The following is a 23,046-nucleotide window of genomic DNA, read 5'->3' on the forward strand; positions in this document are numbered from 1 at the left end:
AATTAATTATCTTCCTAAACTAATATTAAAACCGTTTCTTGGTCTTGACTCTTGAATAATAACTGTTTGATTATTATTTTTAATTCTTTTTGAAAAGTCATTGCCATATTTATCAACTAAAATATTTAGTTTATCTAAATTAAATGAAAAATCAGAATTAAAAATATTAGCTTTATAAATAACTTTCAAAATATCTTCAGGTAACTGTCTTATTTCAATTGTTTTATCTGTTCCAATAAATTTTACACGAAAATAATTTGGATTATTAGAATCATTATTGAAAATCATATTACTAGTTAAATCCTGAATAATATACTTTATGAATATTATTTCGTTCTTATTATTATCATAAATTGAATAATCTGAAACATTATCTTTCTCAGCAAATAACCATTCTTTGTTATCAACAAAGACAATGTTCTTCTTAATTTTAACTTTTTGCCCAAAAGCAAAGCAAGAAACGAGAAGCAAAGCTCCTAATAATATTTTTTTCATCGTTATTTGTGTTTTAATTTAACTGAAAGTCTTTTTTAATCTTATTCAATTTTGATTTTACAGAGGCATCAACCTGCTGGTCTCCTACTCTTAAAATGTAACCTCCTAAAATAGCAGGATTTACATTTACCTCAAGATCAAATTGTGCGTTTTGGTTTACAAGATCTGTAGATCTTAAGATTTGCTCAATGTTTTCATTGGAAATCTGCGTTGCCGTAGTCAAAGTAATTCTTTGAACTCCTTTGATGTCTTCAACTTTATTGATGAATTGCTGAGCAACATTTTTAAGCTGATTTTCTCTTCCGTGCTTGATAATCAGTTTGATTAAATTCTGAGAAACCGGTGAGAAACTTTTGAAAATCTCGCTGGCTACTTCAGTTTTCTTGTTTGCATCAATGTAAGGTGTCAGAAAAAACTTGTTCAAATCTGCAGATTCAGACATAATCTTTACAACATCTTTCATTTCTGAAAAAACAGCATCGGTTTGTCCGGATTCGTTTGTGAAATCCAACAGACCTTGTGCGTATCTTTTAGCTACTTTAGATGTAAGCATTCTTAGTTAAGATTTGATTTGTTTAAATAATTCTGAACCAACTCATTCTGAGCTTCAGTGTTGTCTAATTTTTGTTTAAGAATAGATTCTGCAATATTTACAGACAAAATTCCGATCTGAGATTTGATGTCTGCCATTGCAGCATTTTTCTCAGCATTGATGGTTTGTCTTGCAGCTTCGATTAATTTATCTCCTTCAGACTTAGCAGCATCTTTAGCTTCAGCTACGATTCTGTCTTTAATTTCTCTGGCTTCTTTTAAGATAGCATCTCTTTCGATTTTAGCCTCACGCATAATTCTTTCGTTATCCGCTTTAAGAGTTTCCATCTCTTTTTTAGCCAATTTAGCCTGATTAAGAGCATCCTGAATATTGTCTTCTCTTGTTTTTACTGCACTTAGGATTGGTTTCCAAGCGAAAGATCTAAGAAGAACTACTAATAATAAAAATACTACAGCTGTCCAGAATATGTTACCAATTGAAGGAGTTAATAATTCCATTTTATATCAATTATTTTTTTAATTTGTTTTAACTTTTTTAAAAGAATTCTACAAACCAACCGTTTGTAGAATTCTGTTTGTTTACTATCCGTTTCCTAGTAATGCTACTACGATACCGAATAGACCAGCACCCTCGATAAGAGCTGCTGCGATAATCATTGCAGTTTGGATTTTTCCTGATTGCTCTGGTTGTCTTGCAATACCTTCCATTGCGCTACCACCAATTTTACCAATACCTAATCCTACACCTAGAACTGCTAAACCAGCTCCGATTGCTGCGATACTACCTGTCATAATATTATAATTTAAAAAGTTGTTTTATAATTTAATTCTAATTAATGATCGTGGTGAGGCTCTTCTACAGCCGACCCGATGAATAATGCCGTCAACATCGTAAAGATATAAGCCTGTAAAGCCGCTACCAATACTTCCAAAACATAAATGAATAATGATAAACCTAATGACACCGGAGTGATTGCGTAAGTCTGCATGATGAAAATCAAAGCAATCAAACTCATGATGATGATGTGTCCTGCTGTCATGTTAGCAAAAAGACGAATCATCAATGCGAAAGGTTTAGTAATAATTCCTAATAATTCTACGGGTACTAATATAATATAAACCAAGATTTTCCCAGCGAAAGGCATATTGCTTCCCAATGGATCAAACATGTGCATCCAGTATGTTTTTCTACCGCTCAAGTTTACAATTAATAAAGTAAATACTGCAAGAACCATTGTAAATGCAATGTTACCTGTTGTATTAGCAGCTCCGGGAAGTAATCCTAAAATATTAAGAACCCAGATAAACAAGAACAATGTAACCAAATAAGGAACATATTTTCTGTATCTTACAGAACCGATGTTTTGCAGAGCAATTTCGTCTCTTACAAAAACGACAATCGGCTCGATGAATTTTGCGATTCCTGAAGGAACCTGAGATTTTTTATAACTTGATGCTGAAGCAAAACCGATGATTAATAAAATAACTGCAGCTAAAAGCATTTGAGCAACTACTTTAGTAATAGAAAAATCTAAAGGTTGAGCATTTGTCGGATGACCATCGTGCATATCTAAATCACCAGCAGCATTTGTAGAATAAATTTTGTTGTGGTGTACTTTGTAGAAACTTCCGTCTACTTCAGCAACCTTTTCTTCTTCGTGTCCGAATCTTTCAGAACTGAAAACTTTCAAACCGTTGTCCCAAAGAATTACAGGTAAAGAAATTCCTACAGAATTGTGACCTTCACCCCAAAGATGCCAATTGTGTGCATCCGCAATATGGTGCATAATAAATGGAACCGGATTGTACTTTTCATCCTTTGCAGCTTCCGCAGTACCTTCGTGAGTTTCCGCAAAAGAGAAGCAGAAAACAAAAAGATAAAGGGCGATTAACAGTTTTTTAAAACTCATGACTAGACTTTATTTCTAAAATTTTTGCAAAAATATAAATTTTTATTCGATTTTTAGTAATTCTTCAATTTTATATTACATGATATTAGTCTTGTTTTTTGACTAATTTTAAAACAAAAACGACTTCCACCAAAAGGTAAACCCAGTACAGAACGAAGTACGGCACAATGTTCAGCCTGAATTCTTTCTGAAACACAGCAATATAACCCATTGCGAAAAATTTAAAAACGACGAACCCAAGGAAAATAAATCCTATTACATTCTTTTTTTCAAAAGCAAAAACAATCAAAATCGTTAATAAACTAATCAGCGTAATAAAAAATATAAGAATATGGATTTTATAATTGAGCTCCACTACATTATTTTCTGCCAACTGCCACTGCAAAGCAAACAGCACTGCAGAAATCAGCAGAAACAATCCTAATCCTTTTAAAACAACAATCAATTTTTTCATTGGCTGCAAAACTACCAAAATTTATCAATATCAAAAGTTTTAAATAAAATCGTCTTAGGCTACTAGAAAAAAGTGTTTTTGAAATACATTTTAGAAATTAACCCAAAATTTTTTAAATATGAATCATCTCAAGGTTATTAGATATAAAATTATTATTTTTGCAAACCATTAATATAGAAACAGTATGTTTAATAGTTTACAGGATAAATTAGACAAAGCCCTTCATAATATTTCCGGACGTGGAAAAATCACTGAAATCAACGTTGCGGAAACCGTAAAAGAAATTCGCAGAGCATTGGTAGACGCCGATGTTAACTATAAAGTTGCTAAAGACCTTACCAAAAGAGTTCAGGATAAAGCGTTGGGACAAAACGTTCTTACTTCGCTTACTCCGGGACAGCTGATGACGAAAATCGTTCATGACGAATTGGTAGATTTAATGGGTGGTTCTCAGGAAGGAATTAATCTTTCAGGCAAACCTTCTGTTATTTTGATTGCCGGTCTTCAGGGTTCAGGTAAAACGACTTTCTCAGGAAAATTGGCTAATTATTTAAAAACTAAAAGAAATAAAAAGCCATTATTGGTTGCTTGTGACGTTTACCGTCCTGCTGCGATTGATCAGCTTAAAGTTTTAGGTGGACAGACAGGAGTTCCTGTTTACACGGAAGAAGGAAACATGGATCCTTCAGTGATTTCTCAAAATGCGATTAATTTTGCTAGATCGAACGGTCACGATATTGTAATCGTCGATACGGCAGGTCGTTTGGCAATTGATGAGCAGATGATGAATGAGATTAAAACTGTTCACACCACCATTAAACCAAACGAAACACTTTTCGTTGTCGATTCAATGACAGGTCAGGATGCGGTAAATACTGCAAAGGCTTTCAACGACACTTTGAATTTTGATGGAGTTGTTTTAACAAAATTAGACGGTGATACCCGTGGTGGAGCTGCTTTAACGATTCGTTCTGTGGTTGAAAAACCAATTAAATTCATCTCGACAGGTGAGAAAATGGAAGCTTTAGACCTTTTCTACCCGGAAAGGATGGCAGACAGAATCCTGGGAATGGGAGACGTTGTTTCCTTAGTAGAAAGAGCTCAGGAACAATTTGACGAAGAAGAAGCTAAAAAACTTCACAAGAAAATCGCTAAAAACGAATTTGGTTTCGATGATTTCTTAAAGCAGATCAACCAGATCAAAAAAATGGGTAATATGAAAGACTTGATGGGAATGATTCCGGGAGTTGGAAAAGCCATTAAAGACGTTGAAATCAGCGATGATGCGTTTAAGCATATCGAAGCAATTATTCATTCAATGACTCCTGATGAGAGAAGAAGACCTTCAATTATCAATACTCAAAGAAAAAACAGAATTGCGAAAGGTGCAGGAAGAAAAATTGAAGACGTAAATGCATTAATGAAGCAGTTTGACCAAATGGGAAAAATGATGAAGATGATGCAAGGACCACAAGGAAAACAAATGATGCAGATGATGAGCAAAATGCCAAATATGCCTGGAATGGGTGGAATGTTTGGAAAATAATTTTTGCAATTTGCTAATGGTTTTTGCTGTTGGCTTTAGATAAATAAAACTCTCAGATTTTTTCTGAGAGTTTTTTGTTTAAATTATTATATGTAAAGTTGATAGGATTGCATCCTATCCTTTAGAAAATCGTCCCTTCGGGACTCTTTTTAAATGATTATTAAGCTTTTCTCTCTAAATTTAAAACCTGTATCGGCTGATAAACAACGGGAACATATTCTACCAAGACATCATTTCGGTCTAATCCGAAAGCGTCTTCATCTTTTTGGGCATAATTCTTTAAGAAGAAATAAGAATTCAGAATGACACCTTCTTTCAAAGCAAACTCATTTTCGACAGAAAGAAATTTTTCGATCAGAATAAATTTAAAATCGATGGTCGGATTATATTTTGTAGAGCCGTTGTTTCTTAAATGTAAATTCAGTTCTTTATTGGCAATCAGATCATCAATAATTTTCTCGAAGTACAGTTCGGTTTTTGGCTGAATTCTGAAACCGATATTCAACACAATCTTTATCACTTTATCATCCACCAATTCGGAAACTTCATAATCTAAAGTATAAGGATGATTGGTTCTATTGATATGGAAAAACCAATACACATCGGCTCTTTTCGGTTTTTTATCGAAAATAGAGTTGATGATTTTCTCTTCAATCTGATCTCTTCTGTCTGCTTTTGTCAGATAAATAAGGTGCGTTGTATATTTTGGAATTGTTTCATCGTGACTCAATTCTACAATTTGGTTCGCAAACTTACCAAGGTCTGTAAATTTCGTGTATCGGTTGTTAATTTTTCGCCCAAAATAACTGATATACATCACCATAAAAAAGATTCCACCCACAAAAACCGTGATATAGCCACCTTCCTGAAATTTAACCAAATTCGCAATGAAAAATGAAATTTCAATAATGATGAAAACAGAAAGCAATAAAAAGACGAAAATTTTATTCCATTTTAATTTATAAACCAGGAAAAATGATAGTAAAAATGTCGTCATCATCATGGCTAAAGTGATTGCCAAACCATAAGCCGCTTCCATTCTTGAAGAGGTTTGAAAATATAAAACCACAAGCAGACATCCCGCCCATAAAATATTGTTCACACTTGGAATGTAAATCTGACCTTTCGTTTCCGTAGGCTGTTTTATGGCCACTCTTTGCCAGAAATTTAAACTGATCGCTTCATTAATTAATGTAAACGAACCACTGATCAAAGCCTGAGAAGCCACAATTGCCGCTAAAGTAGAAATAATAACGCCGGGAATCAGAAACCATGAAGGCATCATTTCAAAAAACGGATTTCTTCCTTCCAATAAAGGATTTCCCTGGTGAAGAAGCCACGAAGCCTGTCCGAGATAATTCACAATCAGGCAAACTTTTACAAATCCCCATGTAATTCTGATGTTTTCTCTTCCGCAATGTCCCAAATCGGAGTACAAAGCTTCCGCTCCGGTTGTACACAAAAATACTGCTCCCAAAAGCCAGAAACCTTTCGGATATTGCGATAAAAGTTCGTAAGCGTAATACGGATTTAAGGCTTTAATCACCGATGGATAATGCACAATCTGGCTTAACCCCAAAACCAGTAAAACCGTAAACCAAACCATCATAATCGGACCAAAAGCCCGTCCCACATTTTGCGTCCCGAAACGCTGTAAAAAGAAAATCAGTGAAATAACGGCGATTACAATCGGAACTACCGGAACGTGCTCTACTCCCTTAATAATTCCCAAACCTTCAATCGCTGAAGTGACGGAAACTGCAGGCGTTATAATCCCATCAGCTAACAATGCAGCCGCACCAATCATTGTGGGAATTACGATTTTTCTGCCATATCTTCTCACTAAAGAATAGAGAGAGAAAATTCCGCCTTCGCCTTGGTTATCGGCTTTCAGTGTAAGCCATACGTATTTAACAGTTGTTTGTAAGACCAAAGTCCAAAAGATGCAGGAAACACCACCTAAAACCAATATTTCACTGATGTTTCTTTCACCAATAATGGCTTTAAAAGTGTACAACGGACTCGTACCGATATCACCATAAATAATTCCCAAAGCTACCACCAACGAAGCAAGTGTAACTTTTTGTTTGATGTCTGTTTTCACAAATTTTACATTTAATTTCAGCTACAAAATTGCTCTGAAATCTGTTGGTAAAATGTAAATTTTTGGTGGGGTTGTATAAAGATTTTATAAAGATGGGCAATTTCAATGATATTTGAATTTTTAAGAGATTGTTTACTAATTTTAGAAAATTAATATTGAAGTAAAGAATATTACTTAATATTGCTACCTTTAATTATCATATGATTATAAATAACTACAAATGAACTGTATATTTTGTAAAAAAGATTCAACCAATTCTAAAAGTGTTGAGCATATTATTCCAGAATCATTTGGAAATAAAAAACATATATTAAAAAAAGGAATGGTGTGTGATAGGTGTAATAATTATTTTTCTACAAAAATAGAAAAGGAAGTTTTAGAACTTGAATTTTTCACTAATATTAGATTTAGAAATTTTATTCCTTCAAAAAAAAATCGAATTCCTAGGGGGAAAGCAATTTTACCAAAAACTAAATATTTAGCAGAAGTTGATTTAAATGATGGCATTCAAGTAACTCTTGATTCTAAAAGCTTTAATTTGATAGAAAAAGGTGAAATTACAAGTATTATAGTCCCTTATAAATATGACTACCCTAAAGATAACATCAGTGTATCAAGGCTATTAGCAAAAATGGCTTTTGAAATGCTTGCTTTAAGAGTAATCAAAACAAATAAAGATATGATTGATTTTGTTAACGAACCGCAATTTGATAAAATAAGAAACTATGTTCGAAGTAATCCAAAAAATGAAAACTGGGTCTATTCTTCAAGAAAAATATATAGTGAAAATGAAAAATTTTATTTGAAAGATGGAAAATCAGTTGATATGATTTTTGAATGTGACTTTTTAGCAACTAATCGACAAGAGCTATATTTTGTATTTGCTTACAAAGGAATTGAATTTGTAATTAATATGGCAGGTTCTTCAATAGATGGATATTTGGAGTGGTTAAAATTACACAATGACATTAGTCCGCTCTACAGAAAGGGAAGTAATTTCGGATACGACTTAACACCAGAGTTTTTGAAAAATAATTGATGAAAATTTTAAATATTAATAATCATCACTTCCCAAACCTATATCCCACTCCACTTTCCGTAATAATATACTTCGGCTGATTGGGATTATCTTCAATTTTCTTGCGTAAAGTTCCGACAAACACCCGTAAATACTGAGTTTCGGTCTGAAAACCGACACCCCAGATTTCTTTTAAAATAAACTGATGTGTTAAAACCCGGCCTTCATTTCGGGCAAAAAGTGAGAGCAAATTAAACTCTGTGGAAGTCAGTTTCAGGACTTCATCCTTTTTCTTGGCGGTGCGGGAAATAATATCAATTTCCAGTTCACCGATTTTGATATTGGATTCATCGTTTTCGGTGCTGTTTCTACGGATGGCAGCACGAATTCTCGCCAAGAGTTCAGCAGTACGGAAAGGCTTCGTTAAATAATCTGTAGCACCATTATCCAAAGCCGAAACAATGTCTTCCTCATTATCAATTACCGAAAGAATAATAATCGATTTATTGTACCATTCCCGAAGTTCTTTTAGTACGATATGTCCGCTTTTATCGGGTAATCCGAGGTCTAGAATAATCAGTTCGGGAGGATGATGGGCTGCAGAAATCTGCGCTTCTTTTCCCGTCGTTGCCAAACGAACTTTATAGTCGTTGCTTTCTAAGGTAATCTGTAGCAGTTTTCGGATTTGCGCTTCGTCATCGACGACCAAAATTTCGTGCTTATTCATTTTTCAGATGGTTAATGTAAGAGGTTTCTGCAGGAATTTCTATCTTAAAAACCGTTCCGTTCGGATGGTTATTCTGTAATAAAATTGTCCCATTTTGTGCTTCTGTAAAGCCTTTTACGATCGATAATCCCAATCCGCTTCCCCCGGTTTTACTGTCTGGAAGTCTTCGGAATTTGTCGAAAATCAGTTGATGTTCGCTTTCAGGAATTCCGTTTCCATTGTCTGAAATAATAATCTTACAGTTTTCAGATTCGTGAAAAATTTTAATTTCAATAATAGAATTTGACGGTGTATATTGTACGGCATTATGCAAAAGATTCAACAAAATCTGCTCGGTAAAACCAATATCCAATTTAAAAAGCGGAAGATTTTCATTAACGGTATAATTCAATTGATGCCCATCACAGTTTTCAATTTTCTGAATAACGGAATTCACCAGTTCATTCATATCACACCAATCTGATTTCGGCTTTAAAATTCCGCTTTCGATACGGCTCATGTTGAGAATATTTTCAACTTGTCTGTTCAGACGAACGGTGGCAATATCAATATCATTTAATAAATCTAATTGCTGCTCATTATTCAACTGTAAATTGGAATCTTTCAACGTATCGACGGTTCCTAAAATTGTGGAAATCGGCGTTCGTAATTCGTGAGATAACGAGTTTAAAAGCGTATTGTATAGTTTTATAGTCTGTTCTTTTTCTTCTTTATCTCTGGCTTTTCGTTCTGCCTGTCTTATTTTAAAGGTTAATACAGCATTAAGAGACGCCACAAAAAAATACGATAGAAATGTCAAAAGATCTTCCGTACTGCTTATGTGTAAAGTAAATTGGGGCGGAATGAAGAAGAAGTTCCAGATAACCGCACTCAAAAAAGCCGCTAAAAGCACCGGTAAAATATCAAACAGCATCGCAACTACCGAAACGGTGAGTAAAAGGATTAATGCTGCAATTCTGTAGTTTATCTCTTCTTTTATAAGGAAACAAAGCACAGAAACTGTAAGTACAGAAAGCGTACTTAATGCATATTGCCGGTATTGTAAGGTTGCAGAAGTTTTCAAGTTTGATCTAAAAAGAAAGTAAAATTAGGTATTTAGCTATAAAGATTTTATAAATATTTTCCCAATGTGAATATTTAAAGTGATTCAAGAAAGATTAAGCTGAGTTTAAAATAAAAAATCCCGAGAAATATTCTCAGGATTGATATTCAGTTTAAAGTAGAGATTATTATTTATCTGTTTTCTGAGCTTTAGACTTGATGAAATAAGAGAAACCAATGTTTGCTCCGAAAGTTTTCACGTTTGTCTTAAGTTCTGTTCCGAAATAAGTTTCTTTGTTTGAGAACTGATCATAAGAAAGTCCTAAGTTGATACCCAATGACTGAGTTGCCATATAAGTAACCCCTCCTTTCACCTTCCAAGCCAGACCGTCTGTTGTAGATTCCATAGATTCTGATACTCCCATAACATCTACAGAACCTTTGTTTTTAACCGATGCATACCCGATTCCTGCTCCTAAAAACGGAACAAATTTAGAATCGTTTGCAAAATAATACGTAGCAGTTGGCATTACAGCCAAACTTGTTGTTGTAGATTTTGCACCTTCAAATTTTGTAGTCGCTGTGGTAAAACCAAGATCGATCCCTACTGCCAATTTGTCGATCACAAAATATCCTACAGACGGCGTTAAAGAAAATGTGCTTACTTTAGGACCATCTGCAGATTCTCCTTCCGCTTTGTAAGTTGTGTTCACGTTGTTGAAACCCATTCCTGTGTTTCCGCTGATTACCCAATCTCCTTTAGTCATTTGAGCATTTGCCAAACCGAAAAGTGCAATTGCACCAACTAGTAATGATTTTTTCATAGTATTGATATTTGAGCCGCGAAAATACAAAAAAAATCCTGAGAAAAATCTCAGGATCTTGATTTATTTTATGTTTGCTGATTATTTAGCGAAAACATATTTCACACCGATACCTACGTTTGCAAGGTTTAAACCGAAGTTGTAGTTGTTTGTAGCATCACCTTCTTTTGGTTTATAGTTGTTATAACCAAATTCTCCGATAGTTGCTTCAATAGTCCAGTTTTTGTTCAAGAAATAATCCAAACCTGGCTTAACAGTTACACCTACTTGAGTATATTTAGCTTCAGTAGATACTGTAGTCGTTGATACAGTAGATCCTGTAGTAGTAACAGAAGTACCTTCTAATTCTGATTTACCAAACTGCATAGGAACTGCTAATTGACCGAAGAAATATAATTTATCAGACAAAGTCCAGTATTTTCTAACGAAAGGCTCAACTACAAAAGCAGGTTGCTTGAATTTTGTTGTATTAACAGTAGTTGTAGGACCAAATGTAAGAGTTTCAACTTCTGTATTTGTTTGAGTTTTGTAACCAACACCTACTCCAACTGCTAAATTTGGAGCAACAAAATATCCTACTGTAGGAATTACATTAAGTTTCTCTTCTTTAACATTACCATTTTGAGTTTCTTCCTGAGAATAATTTACTGTTCCTGATAAATAAACAGTACCTTTAGCGATTTGCGCATTAGATAAACCGAAAAGTGCAACAGCACCAGCTACTAATAATTTTTTCATTTTTTAATAATTTTATACTTTCTTGACTGCAAATTTATAAGGGTATATTCTAATATTAAAATTTGTTAACATGATTAATATCACTGTTAAACAAAGGCTTTTTATTAATTAAAATCGCATTGCAGAGATTTAATTATCTTTTTTTCAACAATAGCCAAAAAAAAACTCCAATTTTTCAACTGGAGCTTAATATGATCTGTATTTTAGATATTTTACTTTCCTAAAAAGAAATTCACGCCAAGATTAATAGCACCAAAGTTTGAATCGATTCTTCGGTCTCTGTCTCTGTCCCAGTCGCCTCTCTCACTGCCGATATTCTGGTAACCTAAATATAATTCAGCTCTAGACATCTGAAATCCTACTTTTGGATACACATATAAACCGCTGTCGATACCATCTTTCGTAGAAATTGCTCCACCAAGATCAAGACCAACGAATAACGGAATGCCATTAAATTTATATTTTCCAGACGCTGCCAAAGGGATAAATCCGAAATCATCCCATCTGTCTTTACCAAAAAAATGAGAATATCCTGTCGCAACCCCCACATCAAGACCTTTCATGATATTCCACATATAAGATGCATCAACACCCAATGTAAAAGCTGAAATATTTGCAGCATCACCCACCGGAGCACCGATGTGACCGCCCAATTTAAATCCTTCTTGCGCCTGAGCTACCCCTCCAAAAAGGGCAAAAGCACCCAGCAATAGTAATTTTTTCATTGTAATAATTTAAAATTTTGTTATTAACTCAATGCTTCCTTTATAGCAAACACAGTGCCGCAGAAGTTTTTTACAAAAAAAAAGCAAGACAAAACTGTCTTGCTGTATGATAATTGCTTGAGTGGTAATTTCTTAGTTCCCTCCGAACTTGAAACCTACACCAACTTGGAAGAAGCTGTTTTTCAAAGTTTCATTCCCTTCTGGATTTTTAATAAGATTTGATACTCCTAAATTATATCTTGCATCGAAAAACAAACCATTTTCTAGAGTATATTCAGCACCTACAAACGGAGCCAAATTTAATGTGTTAATATTATCTTTCACATCTTCAGTTGTGCTTGTAGACTCTGAGAATGATTCTCCCATAGCTGATCCTGATAATGTAGCACTCGCTTCAATTTTTGCAGACGTTACAATTCCAACATTAAGACCTAATCCAAAAGCTAAGTTCTCAGTAGCATAATATTTAGCACTAACCGGAATTTGAACAGTTCCTAACTTCCAATCTGATTTTTGCGTACCTGTAATAGTTACTCCCATTTCAGTATATGAAACTGACTCTTCTTGCTTACCTCCTAATGGTGAATATAAAACTTCTCCTTGTACTGCAAACCTATCATTGAATTTATATTCAGCCATTGCTCCAGCATAAAAAGTTGATTTTGAATCAAATTTATATGATTCCCCTTCACCTTCTGCTTTAAGCATTGATAATGAATAACCCGCTTTTGGACCAAATTTGAATTCCTGTGCATTTGCAATAGCTCCCATCATTGCAACAGAAGCAATAAGTAATAATTTTTTCATAGTTTAAATTAATTTTTTAACATATTTTAAGAGTTCAAATATATCACTTTTTATAGAACTGCAAAATATTTTTAAAAATTATTGAACTTTTTTCAAAATTATTCTCTGTTACGCTTATCTTCTTCGTTATATGCCAAGATGATTTTCTTTACTACAGGGTGTCTTACAACATCTTCTTCGGTTAAATACACAAAGCCAATTTCTTTCACATCTTTCAAAATTCTCATCGCTTCTTTTAAACCTGAATGCTGTTTCGGAGGCAAATCGATCTGTGTAGGATCTCCGGTAATGATAAATTTAGCATTCATCCCCATTCTCGTCAAAAACATTTTCATCTGAGCGTGGGTTGTATTCTGAGCTTCATCCAATATAACAAAAGCATCATCCAAAGTTCGACCTCTCATGAAAGCCAAAGGAGCTACTTCAATCACCTTTTTCTCCATAAAGCCTTCCAGTTTTTCATGCGGTATCATATCGCGAAGCGCATCATATAAAGGCTGTAAATAAGGATCAAGCTTTTCTTTAAGATCTCCTGGTAAGAAACCCAGACTTTCCCCCGCTTCCACAGCAGGTCTCGTTAAAACAATTCTTTTAACTTCTTTATCTCTTAAAGCTCTTGCCGCCAAAGCAACACTGGTATAGGTCTTGCCCGTTCCTGCAGGTCCAATGGCAAAAACCATGTCTTTTTTCTCGGTTTCTTTAACGAGTTTTTTAAGATTTGTCGTTTTTGCTTTAATGATTTTCCCATTTACACCTTTTACGATAATATCCTGGTCAAAAACCAAATGTTTCTCGTTCTCATCTTTAAGATTAAGGAAGTTCTCAATATCTTTTAGTCCGATAGAATTATTTTTAGAGATAAAAGCAACAATATCATCCAGTTTTTGTTTAAATATATCTAAAGCTTCCTGATTACCCATCGCAAAGATAAAATGATCACGACCTGTAATTTTAAGCGTCGGAAAGCTTGATTTTATTAAATTGAAATATTGGTTATTAACTCCGTAGAAGTTTTTAGAATCTATATCTTCTAATTCATAGGTTAATTCAAACATGCAAATATTTTTATTTTAGATTTTAAATTTAAAAGTTTTTTTTCAAATTTAAATCAAATTCTTATCCACAATAGCCGTTTGTTTCTTTTTATTTTAGATAAATTTGCAGTTCTATCCCTTTTATTCATGTCAATTATTACCCTCACTTCAGATTTTGGAAGATTAGATTACAGAGTTTCAGCAATGAAAGGAAAAATCCTGTCTTTAAATCCTGAAGTCAACAGCGTTGATATTACCCATGATATTCAGGCATATAACCTTATTCAGACGTCTTATATCGTAAGAAATGCTTACCGGTATTTTCCAAAAGGAACGATTCATATTATTTCTGTGGACAGCTTTTACCACAAATCGAGAAAAAATATCCTTTATAAAGCAGACGGACATTATTTCTTAGCTGCTGACAACGGCCTTTTAAGTTTGATTTTTTTCGATATTAAACCTGAAGCGATCTACGAAATTACTTTAAACAATAGGTTTGATGATATTGTCAACTTTACTTCAACCGATGTTTTTGTTCCTGTTGCTGTACATCTCGCAAATGGTGGACTTCCTGAAGTAATCGGTAGAAAAATAGAGACTGCAAAACAGCTTTTATTCCCGAAACCTGTTTATAATGAATCTGAAAAGATGATAATCGGCGAAGTAATGTACATTGATAATTTCGGAAATATAATCTCAAATATCAATAAAGATTCTTTTGAAAGTTTAGCAAAAGGTTTTGAAAATTTCACCATTAAATTCAGGAATTTAAGCCTGTCAAAAATCTATTCCAGTCACACAGAAGTAGTCGTTGATTGGGAGCGGGAAACCGATTACCATGGGCAATCTGCAGCAATATTTAACGACAGCGATCAGTTGGAATTAACCATTTATAAAGGCAGCAAAAAAAATGGTGCTAAAACCCTTTTCGGGCTGAATGTGGGAGAAAATATTTACATCGAATTTTTCTAAAATTATCTATTTCATAAAAAAACCGATTTTTTTTATATATTTGTCAAAATCTAAAATTTAAAAATGGCAGAATACAAATTATTGCTTCCTTCGATGGGTGAAGGCGTGATGGAAGCTACAGTTATTACTTGGTTATTCAATGAAGGAGATCAGGTAAAGGAAGATGATTCGGTAGTAGAAATTGCAACAGATAAGGTAGATTCAGACGTTCCGACACCAGTTTCGGGAAAAATCGTAAAAATCCTTAAGCAGAAAGATGAAGTTGCAAAAGTAGGTGAAGCCATCGCTATTTTAGAAATTGAAGGAGAAGGCGGAAATACGGCTTCAGAAGAAGTAAAAACTGAAACTCCGGTTACCGCTCCCGATGCAGAAACTTTGAAAACTATTGAGCAGCCATTGCAAGTTGCTGCCTCTACAGAATTTTCGGGAGACTTATACCTTTCTCCACTTGTAAAATCAATTGCACAACAGGAAAATATTTCTGAATCTGAACTGAAAACGATTAAAGGAAGCGGTTTAGAAGGAAGAATTACCAAAGAAGATATTTTAGGATACGTTGCAAACAGAGGAAATCAGCCTGCTCCACAAGCTACTCCTGCTCAACAAACTGCTTCAGATCCTGCTCCAAAAGCTGCTGTAAGTTCGACTCCGGCAACAACCATTTCAACTTCTGCAGGTGATGAGATCATTCCGATGGACAGAATGAGAAAAATCATCGCTGAAAATATGGTGAAAGCGAAGCAAATCGCTCCTCACGTAACGTCTTTTATTGAAACTGATGTGACCAATGTTGTAAAATGGAGAGCTAAAAACAAAGATCTATTTGAAAAACGTGAAGGTGAGAAATTGACTTTCATGCCGATTTTTGTAAAAGCCATCGTAAAAGCGATTCAGGATTTCCCAATGATCAATGTTTCTATCAACGGAGACAACATCATCAAAAAGAAAAATATCAATATCGGTATGGCAACTGCTCTACCTGATGGAAATTTAATTGTTCCTGTTATTAAAAATGCAGATCAGCTGTCGTTGTCAGGTTTGGCAAAAGCGATCAATGATCTGGCTTACAGAGCAAGAAACAAAAAATTAAGACCGGAAGATACTCAAGGTGCAACGTATACGATTTCAAACGTAGGAAGCTTCGGAAACCTTATGGGAACTCCGATTATTCCTCAGCCTCAGGTTGCAATTATGGCAATCGGAGCAATCGTTAAAAAACCTGCAGTTCTTGAAACTAAAGATGGCGATGTAATTGCGATCCGTCAGTTGATGTTCATGTCTCACTCTTACGACCACAGAGTTGTAGACGGTTCTCTTGGAGGAATGATGCTGAAGCATGTTCATGACTACCTTGAAAACTGGGATTTGAATACAGAGATATAAGTAATGAATAATTAGTAATAAGTAATTTTTTACTTTACTGCTTATTTTAATACAAACCTTCGAGTTTTCTCGGAGGTTTTTTTGTTTAAATTTTTACAATTAAATTTAATATTGAATTCCGTTAAAAGCTTTCATATTACTAAAAATTAATTTAGATTTGAAATATGCGCAGAATTTTGGTCTCCATTCGAAAAGGACTTAAAAAATCTTTCGACAACATCCGAAACGAACAGCTGAAACAAAATCTGCTTCAGGCAATTCCGTTTTGGATTGGTTCTGTCATTACCGGTTTTTTTGCCGTGATGTACGCTAAGATATTTTCATGGGGAGAAAACCTGCTTCATTTTATTTTAGACTGGCACGATTGGATGATTTTCATCATCGCACCGATTGGTTTTGTTTTATCATGGTGGCTGGTAAAGGAATTCGCACCCAATGCCAAAGGAAGCGGAATTCCGCAGGTGATGGCGGCTGTAGAACTTGCAAATCCTAAAGAACACAAAAAGATCCGAAGTCTTTTAAGTTTAAAAATTATCGTATTTAAGATTATTTCATCTGTTATTTTAGTTATTGGAGGCGGTGCTGTGGGACGAGAAGGACCAACAATTCAGATCGCAGGTTCCATTTTCCGAAAAGTAAATGAATATCTTCCGGATTGGTGGCCGAAAATATCTAAGAAAAACATGATTATGACCGGAGCCGCAGCCGGACTTGCAGCAGCTTTCAACACGCCTTTAGGTGGAATTGTATTTGCTGTCGAAGAACTTTCAAAAACTCACATTAATTACTTTAAAACAGCTTTGTTTACAGCGGTTATCATCGCTGGTTTAACAGCTCAGACTTTAGCCGGTTCTTATTTATATTTAGGTTACCCAAAAACAAATGATGTTTCATTAATGGTCATGTTTCCGATTGTTCTTGTTGCAGGAGTTGCAGGAATTTTAGCTAGTCAGCTTTCCGTAATCATGTTGAAAATGAATGACTGGAAGAAGAGAAATCTTAAAACAAACAGAGCGAATGTTATTTTTTTAGTAGGCTGTGCTCTTTTAATCGCCTGTGTTTCTTTTTTCATCAGCCGTGAAGTTTTGGGCTCAGGAAAAGAGATTATGGAACGTGTACTATATACTCAGGATAAACATGAAGATTGGTATGTTCCGATTTTAAGAATGTTTGGCCCTGCCTTATCATTTACTTCAGGGGGTGCAGGAGGAATTTTCGCACCTGCTTTAACAGCCGGAGCAAGTATCGGATCTGTAATTTCCGGAATTATTGACTTAACACCCAATGAAACAAACGTCGTTATTCTTGGCGGAATGGTTGCCTTTCTTACAGGCATTACCCGCGCTCCGTTTACATCTGCAATTATTGTCCTGGAAATGACCGACAGACATTCTCTGATTTTTCACTTAATGCTTGGAGGAATGGTTTCTTCAATTGCTTCTATTTTAGTGAGTCGTCATTCTTTATATGATGTCCTGAAAATCAATTTTTTAACAGAAATTAGGAAAGATTAAAATTTCATTAAAAAACAACCAAATAAATTCACCGAAAAATGAGTTTTTAATATTTTTTATTAACTTGTCTACAAATTCAAAAAATAACTTAATATGAAAAAACAATTACTCAATGTATTATTTTTAGCATTTCCTGTATTTGGCTTTAGCCAGATATTTCAGGAAAATTTTGATGGAAACGGTCAGGGAATTTCAGCATGGACTATAATCGATGTAGATGGACTAACCCCTGCGACAAGTGTGAATTTTATTACAAATGGCTGGAACCGAATCGACAGACAAGGAACTAATGGAAGTTTTGGAGGTCCCGCAGGAAATTATGCAGCAATGAGTACTTCCTGGTATACACCAGCAGGAACTTCGAACGATTGGCTAATATCGCCTACAATACCTGTTTCCGGAGCTTCACCAACTTTATACTGGGATGCAAAAGCGCAGGATGGAGATTATCCTGATGGTTACAAAGTAATGCTTGCTCCCAATGGAGGAAATACTGTGAATGACTTCACCGTTGAACTTTACAATACTGCTGGTGAAAATAAATACTGGACAAGCAGAGCTGTAAGTTTAACTCCATATATCGGTCAGAATATAAGATTTGCTTTTGTAAATAACAGTAACGATAAATTTATGTTGATGGTAGATAACATTAAAGTAGATTACACTTATGTTGCACCACCACCTTCTTATTGTGGACCGCTTGTATTTGCAGATTTTTTCGGTGATGACGGTGATGAACCAATTACTTTGGTAAATTTTGCAGGAATTAATAATACAACCAGTGCAACTGCATATTTAGGAAACAGCCATGAATATTTCCTTTCACAAACTGCTAATGTAGCCAGAGGACAGTCTTATGATATTACTTTAAAAGGTAACACGGGAGGAAATTACACAAACCGTTTTGCAGTATTTATTGACTGGAATCAAAATGGTAATCTAAGTGATGCCGGAGAAGTATATACTGTAACACAAACGATTGTAAATTCCACGGGTACAGATGCAATTCAGGCAGTACATTCTATAGCTGTTCCTCCAACAGCTCTTCTTGGAAACACCAGAATGAGAGTTAAAAAATTAGATACAACAACTGATCTTACACTTCCTTGTGAAGATGGTAGTTATGGACAAGCAGAAGATTACACTGTAAATGTTTCTGCAGCTCTATCTGTAAATGATTTGGCTAAAAAAGATGAAAATCTCAAAATATATCCAAATCCTGTATCGGATATTTTAAATATCAGTTCAGACTCAAAAATAAAATCTGTTAAAATTTATGATGCAAGTGGTAAAAATGTTTTAGAAACGGAGAAAACAAATATTAATGTTTCAGGATTAACATCTGGAACCTATGTTGTGACAGTACAAACAGAAACAGGCTTACAATCTGCGAAAATTATAAAAAAATAGAGATTTCTTTCATTAGAATTATTTTAAGACCTGCAAAAGCAGGTCTTTTTTGAATTATATGAGCTATTATATTGCATATAATAAATATATTGCCTATTTTTGCACCTCGAAATAATTAACAAATTCATTTACATTATGAACAATTACGAAACTGTTTTCATTTTAACTCCCGTTCTATCTGAGTCACAGGTAGAGGAAGCAGTGAACAAGTACGTGGATCTTTTAAAAGAAAAGAACTGCGAAATCGTTGCCAAAGAAAATTGGGGACTAAAAAAATTAGCTTATCCTATTCAATTAAAAAAGAATGGATTTTACACTTTAATTGAGTTTAAAGGTGAAGGTACTGTAGTTGCTGATTTAGAATTGGCATTCAAACGTGACGAGAGAGTAATCCGTTACCTTACTACAAAACTTGATAAGCACGCTGTAGAGTATGCTATCACTAGAAGAACTAAAGTAAAAGCAGCTAAAGCTTAATTATTAACCCTATTTTTTAAAAAAGACAAGACATGGCAATAGATGATATGGCTAAACAAGCCTCAGCTGGAGGAGAATCTGAAGTAAAATTCCTTACTCCGCTTGATATCAATACAAAATCTGAAAAGAAATATTGTAGATTCAAAAAATACGGAATTAAGCACGTTGATTACAAAGATGCTGATTTCTTATTACAGTTCGTAAACGAGCAAGGTAAAATTTTACCAAGAAGATACACCGGAACTTCTTTGAAATACCAAAGAAAAGTTTCTTCTGCTATCAAAAGAGCTAGACACTTAGCTTTGATGCCTTACGTAGCTGACTTATTGAAATAAGACAAAAAATAAATAAAAGAAGAGAGCAATCTCTTCTTTTGTTGCTGAATTAATTAATAAATTCTAACGAAGTAACGAGTACCCGGAATATAAACCGAAACTCGGAACTCTAAAACGGACAACAACAATGAACATTATTCTAAAAAAAGACGTTGAAAATTTAGGTCTTGAATTCGACACAGTAAACGTAAAGCCTGGTTATGCTAGAAATTTCTTGATTCCTCAAGGATTTGCACTTTTAGCTACTCCTAAAAACATTGCAGCTCTTGAAGCTACTTTAGAGGCTAGAAAAGAAGAAGAAGCAAAATTAATCGCTACTGCAAACGGTGTGGTTGATCAATTGAAGAAAACTTCAATCACTATTCCTGCAAAAGTAGGTACTGGTGATAAATTATTCGGTTCTATCAACAATGCTGATTTAGCTGAAGCTCTAGGAAAAGCAGGTGTATCTGTAGATAAAAAATACATCAAAATCCCTGGAAACACCATTAAGAGAACAGGTAAATTCACTGCTCTTGTTAGACTTCACAGAAATGTTGAGTACAACTATGAGTTCGATATCGTATCTGACGCTCCGGTTGAAGCTCCTAAACCAGCTGCTCCTAAAGCTAAAGTTGAAGAAACTCCTTCTACTGAAGAAGCTTAATCAAAAAGACGAGATTTTCTCACTATATAAAACCACTTCAGTTGAAGTGGTTTTTCTTTTATGTCATTACAACAAGCATATATTGAAGTTGTTTCATTTTAGAAGCTATTTCCCGCTCTCCGCACTCGCTATTTTTTGTTTTCGGCGGCGGCAAAGCCGCCGCCGAAAACAAAAAATGAGCTCAAACAATTGCTGCGATTGGGGCTATGATTGCAGCCCGTTATTCATAATAAGAATTTAAAACAAACATTGTCTTTCACTTTCAAACTAACGGTAAATATTACTTATAAAAAAATAAAAGGCAGAAAATTTGCTATAAATCAGGAAATTCAGTTTATGGAAATTCAGGAAATCGTATCGAAGCAGAAAGAGTTTTTTAAAACACAGCAGACAAAAAATCTCAGATTCAGAAAGATGTATCTTGAAAAACTTCGGGATATTATTCTTCAGAATGAGAATCTTCTCTATGAAGCTATTGATAAGGACTTTGGTAAGTCTAAATTTGATACTTTCACCACCGAAATTTCCTTTATATTAAATGATATTAAATATTATCTGAACAATTTAAAATTGCTTTCAAAACCTAAAAAAGTACGTACCAACATTGTTAATCAAATCGGAAAGAGCAGAATCTGTTCTGAACCTTTAGGAAATATTCTTGTTATCGGAGCGTGGAATTACCCTTATCAACTGTCGCTCTCTCCTATTGTTGCAGCTTTGGCAGCTGGAAATTGCTGCATTGTAAAACCAAGCGAAATCGCTGAAAATACAATGAAAGTAATGGTAAAAATCATCAATGAAAACTTTCCTTCGGAATATTTATATGCTTATGAAGGCGGAATTGATGAAACAACCGAACTTTTAAAACTAAAATTCGACAAAATATTTTTTACAGGAAGTACAAAAGTCGGGAAAATCATATACGAAGCTGCGGCAAAAAATTTAACGCCCGTAACTTTAGAATTAGGCGGAAAATCTCCGGCAATTATTACCAAGGAAGCTAATCTTGAAGTTGCCGCCAAAAGAATTGTCTGGGGAAAATTTTTAAATGCCGGACAAACCTGTGTGGCTCCCGATTATTTATTGGTAGAAGAATCTGTTCAGGAACAGTTTTTAGAGATGCTTAGAAAATATATTCAGGAATTTAAATATGAAATAAATTCTGAAAATTATACAAGAATTATCAATTCAAAGAATTTCGAAAGGCTTACTAAGCTTATCAATAAAGATAAAATTTACTTTGGAGGAAATTCAGATCAGGAAAAATTATACATCGAACCCACAATTTTAACGAATGTCAATTGGAATGATGACGTGATGCAGGATGAAATTTTCGGACCCATTTTGCCAGTTATTTCGTTTACCAATTTCAATCTTGTTTTAAATGAAATTTTAGAACACGAAAAGCCTTTAGCGGCTTATTTATTCACTCAAAATTCCGAAGAGAAGGAAATATTCAAAAATAAACTTTCATTTGGCGGAGGCTGCATCAATGACGTCATGATGCATTTAGGAAATGAAAACCTCCCGTTTGGCGGAGTCGGAAATTCAGGAATCGGTAATTATCACGGTAAATTTGGTTTTGAAACATTTTCTCATCAAAAAGCCGTTCTGGAAAAAGCAACCTGGGGCGAACCAAATATTAAATATCCACCCTATTCTGAGAAAAAATTAAGTTGGATCAAAAGATTTCTATAAATAAAAAACCGGGAGAAAATTCCCGGTTAATTTTTTAAGATTTCGTTGGAGTCCATTTGTTGAAAAACTCTTTTACTTTTTCTAAGCTGTATCCTTTTCCTTCTTCCAAAACATCACTCTGCTGGATATGGAGTGTCTTTCCGTTCTTATCTAAGATGATGAAAACCGGATACCCAAACTTTTCACCCGGATTACTGTATTTTGCAAAAGTTTTTTCGTTCTTATTATCCGGCGAATAGTTCAGATGATAATATTCATAGTTTTTATCAACAATATTCTTCAACTCGGGTGTTGTTTGTACATACTGATTGAATCTCAAGCACCAAATACACCAGTTCCCACCTGCCTGAATTATGATATTCTTATTTTCTTTTTTTGCTTTTCCAATTAAAGCCTGAATATCTTTTTCTGCATCCGCTTTAGGATCATAAGGTTTAGGCAGCTTTGCTTTTTCTTCAGCTGCTTTCTTTTTTGCTTCCAGCTCTGCATGATCGGTTTTTACCAACAAAGTTTTATCCTTTTCCCTTACATTTGATTCACTCTTCAGATCCTGAGAAAATCCGAGAAAACCAATTCCTATAAAAGCTGTAACTATCAATTTTTTCATAACATAAAAATAAAAAAATAATAGTA

25 protein-coding genes are annotated in these 23,046 nt (G+C 34.4%); 10 read left to right on the forward strand and 15 right to left on the reverse strand.

Annotation, left to right across the window (positions count from 1 at the left end; translation table 11 throughout):
* Positions 1 to 6: 6 nt before the first annotated feature.
* From BA768_RS04685 to BA768_RS04710, 6 genes are all read right to left on the reverse strand, one after another.
* Entirely contained in the window at positions 7 to 495 is a 489-nt protein-coding gene (locus BA768_RS04685) for a hypothetical protein (protein ID WP_065719898.1), read from the reverse strand.
* 13 nt (positions 496 to 508) lie between these two features.
* The gene (atpH, locus tag BA768_RS04690) at positions 509 to 1,048 is read right to left on the reverse strand and encodes an ATP synthase F1 subunit delta (protein ID WP_047483438.1); all 540 of its coding nucleotides are present in this window, start codon (positions 1,046 to 1,048) and stop codon (positions 509 to 511) included.
* Between the two features lie 2 nt (positions 1,049 to 1,050).
* On the reverse strand, positions 1,051 to 1,545 hold the full coding sequence (locus tag BA768_RS04695) for a F0F1 ATP synthase subunit B (RefSeq protein WP_034675838.1): 495 nt from the start codon (positions 1,543 to 1,545) through the stop codon (positions 1,051 to 1,053).
* Positions 1,546 to 1,629: 84 nt separating this feature from the next.
* Positions 1,630 to 1,839, reverse strand: a complete 210-nt coding sequence (gene atpE, locus BA768_RS04700; protein ID WP_034675836.1) for an ATP synthase F0 subunit C — start codon at positions 1,837 to 1,839, stop codon at positions 1,630 to 1,632.
* A gap of 41 nt (positions 1,840 to 1,880) precedes the next feature.
* A complete protein-coding gene (gene atpB / locus BA768_RS04705) occupies positions 1,881 to 2,957 on the reverse strand; it encodes a F0F1 ATP synthase subunit A (RefSeq protein ID WP_034675833.1) in 1,077 nt (358 codons plus the stop codon).
* Positions 2,958 to 3,042: 85 nt separating this feature from the next.
* The gene (locus BA768_RS04710; protein ID WP_065719899.1) at positions 3,043 to 3,411 is read right to left on the reverse strand and encodes a hypothetical protein; all 369 of its coding nucleotides are present in this window, start codon (positions 3,409 to 3,411) and stop codon (positions 3,043 to 3,045) included.
* A 184-nt stretch (positions 3,412 to 3,595) separates the two neighbouring features.
* Between BA768_RS04710 and ffh the strand changes: the two genes are divergently transcribed.
* The gene (gene ffh / locus BA768_RS04715) at positions 3,596 to 4,957 is read left to right on the forward strand and encodes a signal recognition particle protein (RefSeq protein WP_065719900.1); all 1,362 of its coding nucleotides are present in this window, start codon (positions 3,596 to 3,598) and stop codon (positions 4,955 to 4,957) included.
* A 160-nt stretch (positions 4,958 to 5,117) separates the two neighbouring features.
* On the opposite strand, the gene BA768_RS04720 is transcribed toward ffh, so the two are convergent.
* Complete coding sequence (locus BA768_RS04720; RefSeq protein WP_065719901.1) at positions 5,118 to 7,061, reverse strand: KUP/HAK/KT family potassium transporter; 1,944 nt, start codon at positions 7,059 to 7,061, stop codon at positions 5,118 to 5,120.
* Between the two features lie 220 nt (positions 7,062 to 7,281).
* Between BA768_RS04720 and BA768_RS04725 the strand changes: the two genes are divergently transcribed.
* Positions 7,282 to 8,100, forward strand: coding sequence for an HNH endonuclease (locus BA768_RS04725; RefSeq protein WP_065719902.1), 819 nt, complete (start codon positions 7,282 to 7,284; stop codon positions 8,098 to 8,100).
* Between the two features lie 25 nt (positions 8,101 to 8,125).
* Here the strand turns inward: BA768_RS04725 and BA768_RS04730 are convergent, their stop codons facing one another.
* The 7 genes from BA768_RS04730 to BA768_RS04760 form a co-directional block, all read right to left on the reverse strand.
* A complete protein-coding gene (locus BA768_RS04730) occupies positions 8,126 to 8,806 on the reverse strand; it encodes a response regulator (RefSeq protein WP_065719903.1) in 681 nt (226 codons plus the stop codon).
* Positions 8,799 to 9,869: an ATP-binding protein gene (locus tag BA768_RS04735; protein WP_065719904.1), complete on the reverse strand. Its 1,071-nt coding sequence runs from the start codon at positions 9,867 to 9,869 to the stop codon at positions 8,799 to 8,801. The genes BA768_RS04730 and BA768_RS04735 overlap by 8 nt, the downstream gene beginning before the upstream one ends.
* A gap of 166 nt (positions 9,870 to 10,035) precedes the next feature.
* Positions 10,036 to 10,671: an OmpW family outer membrane protein gene (locus tag BA768_RS04740; RefSeq protein WP_034675819.1), complete on the reverse strand. Its 636-nt coding sequence runs from the start codon at positions 10,669 to 10,671 to the stop codon at positions 10,036 to 10,038.
* An 81-nt stretch (positions 10,672 to 10,752) separates the two neighbouring features.
* A complete protein-coding gene (locus BA768_RS04745) occupies positions 10,753 to 11,409 on the reverse strand; it encodes an outer membrane protein (RefSeq protein ID WP_065719905.1) in 657 nt (218 codons plus the stop codon).
* A 212-nt stretch (positions 11,410 to 11,621) separates the two neighbouring features.
* Positions 11,622 to 12,134: a hypothetical protein gene (locus BA768_RS04750; RefSeq protein ID WP_065719906.1), complete on the reverse strand. Its 513-nt coding sequence runs from the start codon at positions 12,132 to 12,134 to the stop codon at positions 11,622 to 11,624.
* 132 nt (positions 12,135 to 12,266) lie between these two features.
* Positions 12,267 to 12,941: a porin family protein gene (locus BA768_RS04755; RefSeq protein WP_065719907.1), complete on the reverse strand. Its 675-nt coding sequence runs from the start codon at positions 12,939 to 12,941 to the stop codon at positions 12,267 to 12,269.
* 98 nt (positions 12,942 to 13,039) lie between these two features.
* Positions 13,040 to 13,996 (reverse strand): PhoH family protein, encoded by a 957-nt coding sequence (locus BA768_RS04760; RefSeq protein WP_034675807.1) that lies wholly within the window; start codon positions 13,994 to 13,996, stop codon positions 13,040 to 13,042.
* A gap of 126 nt (positions 13,997 to 14,122) precedes the next feature.
* Between BA768_RS04760 and BA768_RS04765 the strand changes: the two genes are divergently transcribed.
* From BA768_RS04765 to BA768_RS04800, 8 genes are all read left to right on the forward strand, one after another.
* Positions 14,123 to 14,950, forward strand: coding sequence for an S-adenosyl-l-methionine hydroxide adenosyltransferase family protein (locus BA768_RS04765; protein WP_065719908.1), 828 nt, complete (start codon positions 14,123 to 14,125; stop codon positions 14,948 to 14,950).
* A 63-nt stretch (positions 14,951 to 15,013) separates the two neighbouring features.
* On the forward strand, positions 15,014 to 16,333 hold the full coding sequence (locus BA768_RS04770) for a dihydrolipoamide acetyltransferase family protein (RefSeq protein WP_065719909.1): 1,320 nt from the start codon (positions 15,014 to 15,016) through the stop codon (positions 16,331 to 16,333).
* Positions 16,334 to 16,497: 164 nt separating this feature from the next.
* On the forward strand, positions 16,498 to 17,847 hold the full coding sequence (locus BA768_RS04775; RefSeq protein ID WP_065719910.1) for a chloride channel protein: 1,350 nt from the start codon (positions 16,498 to 16,500) through the stop codon (positions 17,845 to 17,847).
* 93 nt (positions 17,848 to 17,940) lie between these two features.
* Entirely contained in the window at positions 17,941 to 19,257 is a 1,317-nt protein-coding gene (locus BA768_RS21035) for a T9SS-dependent choice-of-anchor J family protein (RefSeq protein WP_065719911.1), read from the forward strand.
* Positions 19,258 to 19,392: 135 nt separating this feature from the next.
* Positions 19,393 to 19,734, forward strand: a complete 342-nt coding sequence (rpsF, locus tag BA768_RS04785) for a 30S ribosomal protein S6 (protein ID WP_034675796.1) — start codon at positions 19,393 to 19,395, stop codon at positions 19,732 to 19,734.
* Between the two features lie 32 nt (positions 19,735 to 19,766).
* Positions 19,767 to 20,069 carry a 30S ribosomal protein S18 gene (rpsR, locus tag BA768_RS04790; RefSeq protein ID WP_034675795.1) on the forward strand — a complete coding sequence of 101 codons (303 nt, stop codon included), beginning with the start codon at positions 19,767 to 19,769 and terminating at the stop codon, positions 20,067 to 20,069.
* 127 nt (positions 20,070 to 20,196) lie between these two features.
* Positions 20,197 to 20,715: a 50S ribosomal protein L9 gene (rplI, locus tag BA768_RS04795; protein ID WP_047483507.1), complete on the forward strand. Its 519-nt coding sequence runs from the start codon at positions 20,197 to 20,199 to the stop codon at positions 20,713 to 20,715.
* A 294-nt stretch (positions 20,716 to 21,009) separates the two neighbouring features.
* Positions 21,010 to 22,413 (forward strand): aldehyde dehydrogenase, encoded by a 1,404-nt coding sequence (locus tag BA768_RS04800; RefSeq protein WP_262484165.1) that lies wholly within the window; start codon positions 21,010 to 21,012, stop codon positions 22,411 to 22,413.
* A gap of 34 nt (positions 22,414 to 22,447) precedes the next feature.
* Here BA768_RS04800 and BA768_RS04805 read toward each other — a convergent pair whose 3' ends face one another.
* The gene (locus BA768_RS04805) at positions 22,448 to 23,020 is read right to left on the reverse strand and encodes a thioredoxin family protein (RefSeq protein ID WP_065719912.1); all 573 of its coding nucleotides are present in this window, start codon (positions 23,018 to 23,020) and stop codon (positions 22,448 to 22,450) included.
* Between the last annotated feature and the right edge of the window lie 26 nt (positions 23,021 to 23,046).

This window comes from Chryseobacterium sp. CBo1 (assembly GCF_001693475.1).
GTDB lineage: Bacteria > Bacteroidota > Bacteroidia > Flavobacteriales > Weeksellaceae > Chryseobacterium > Chryseobacterium formosense.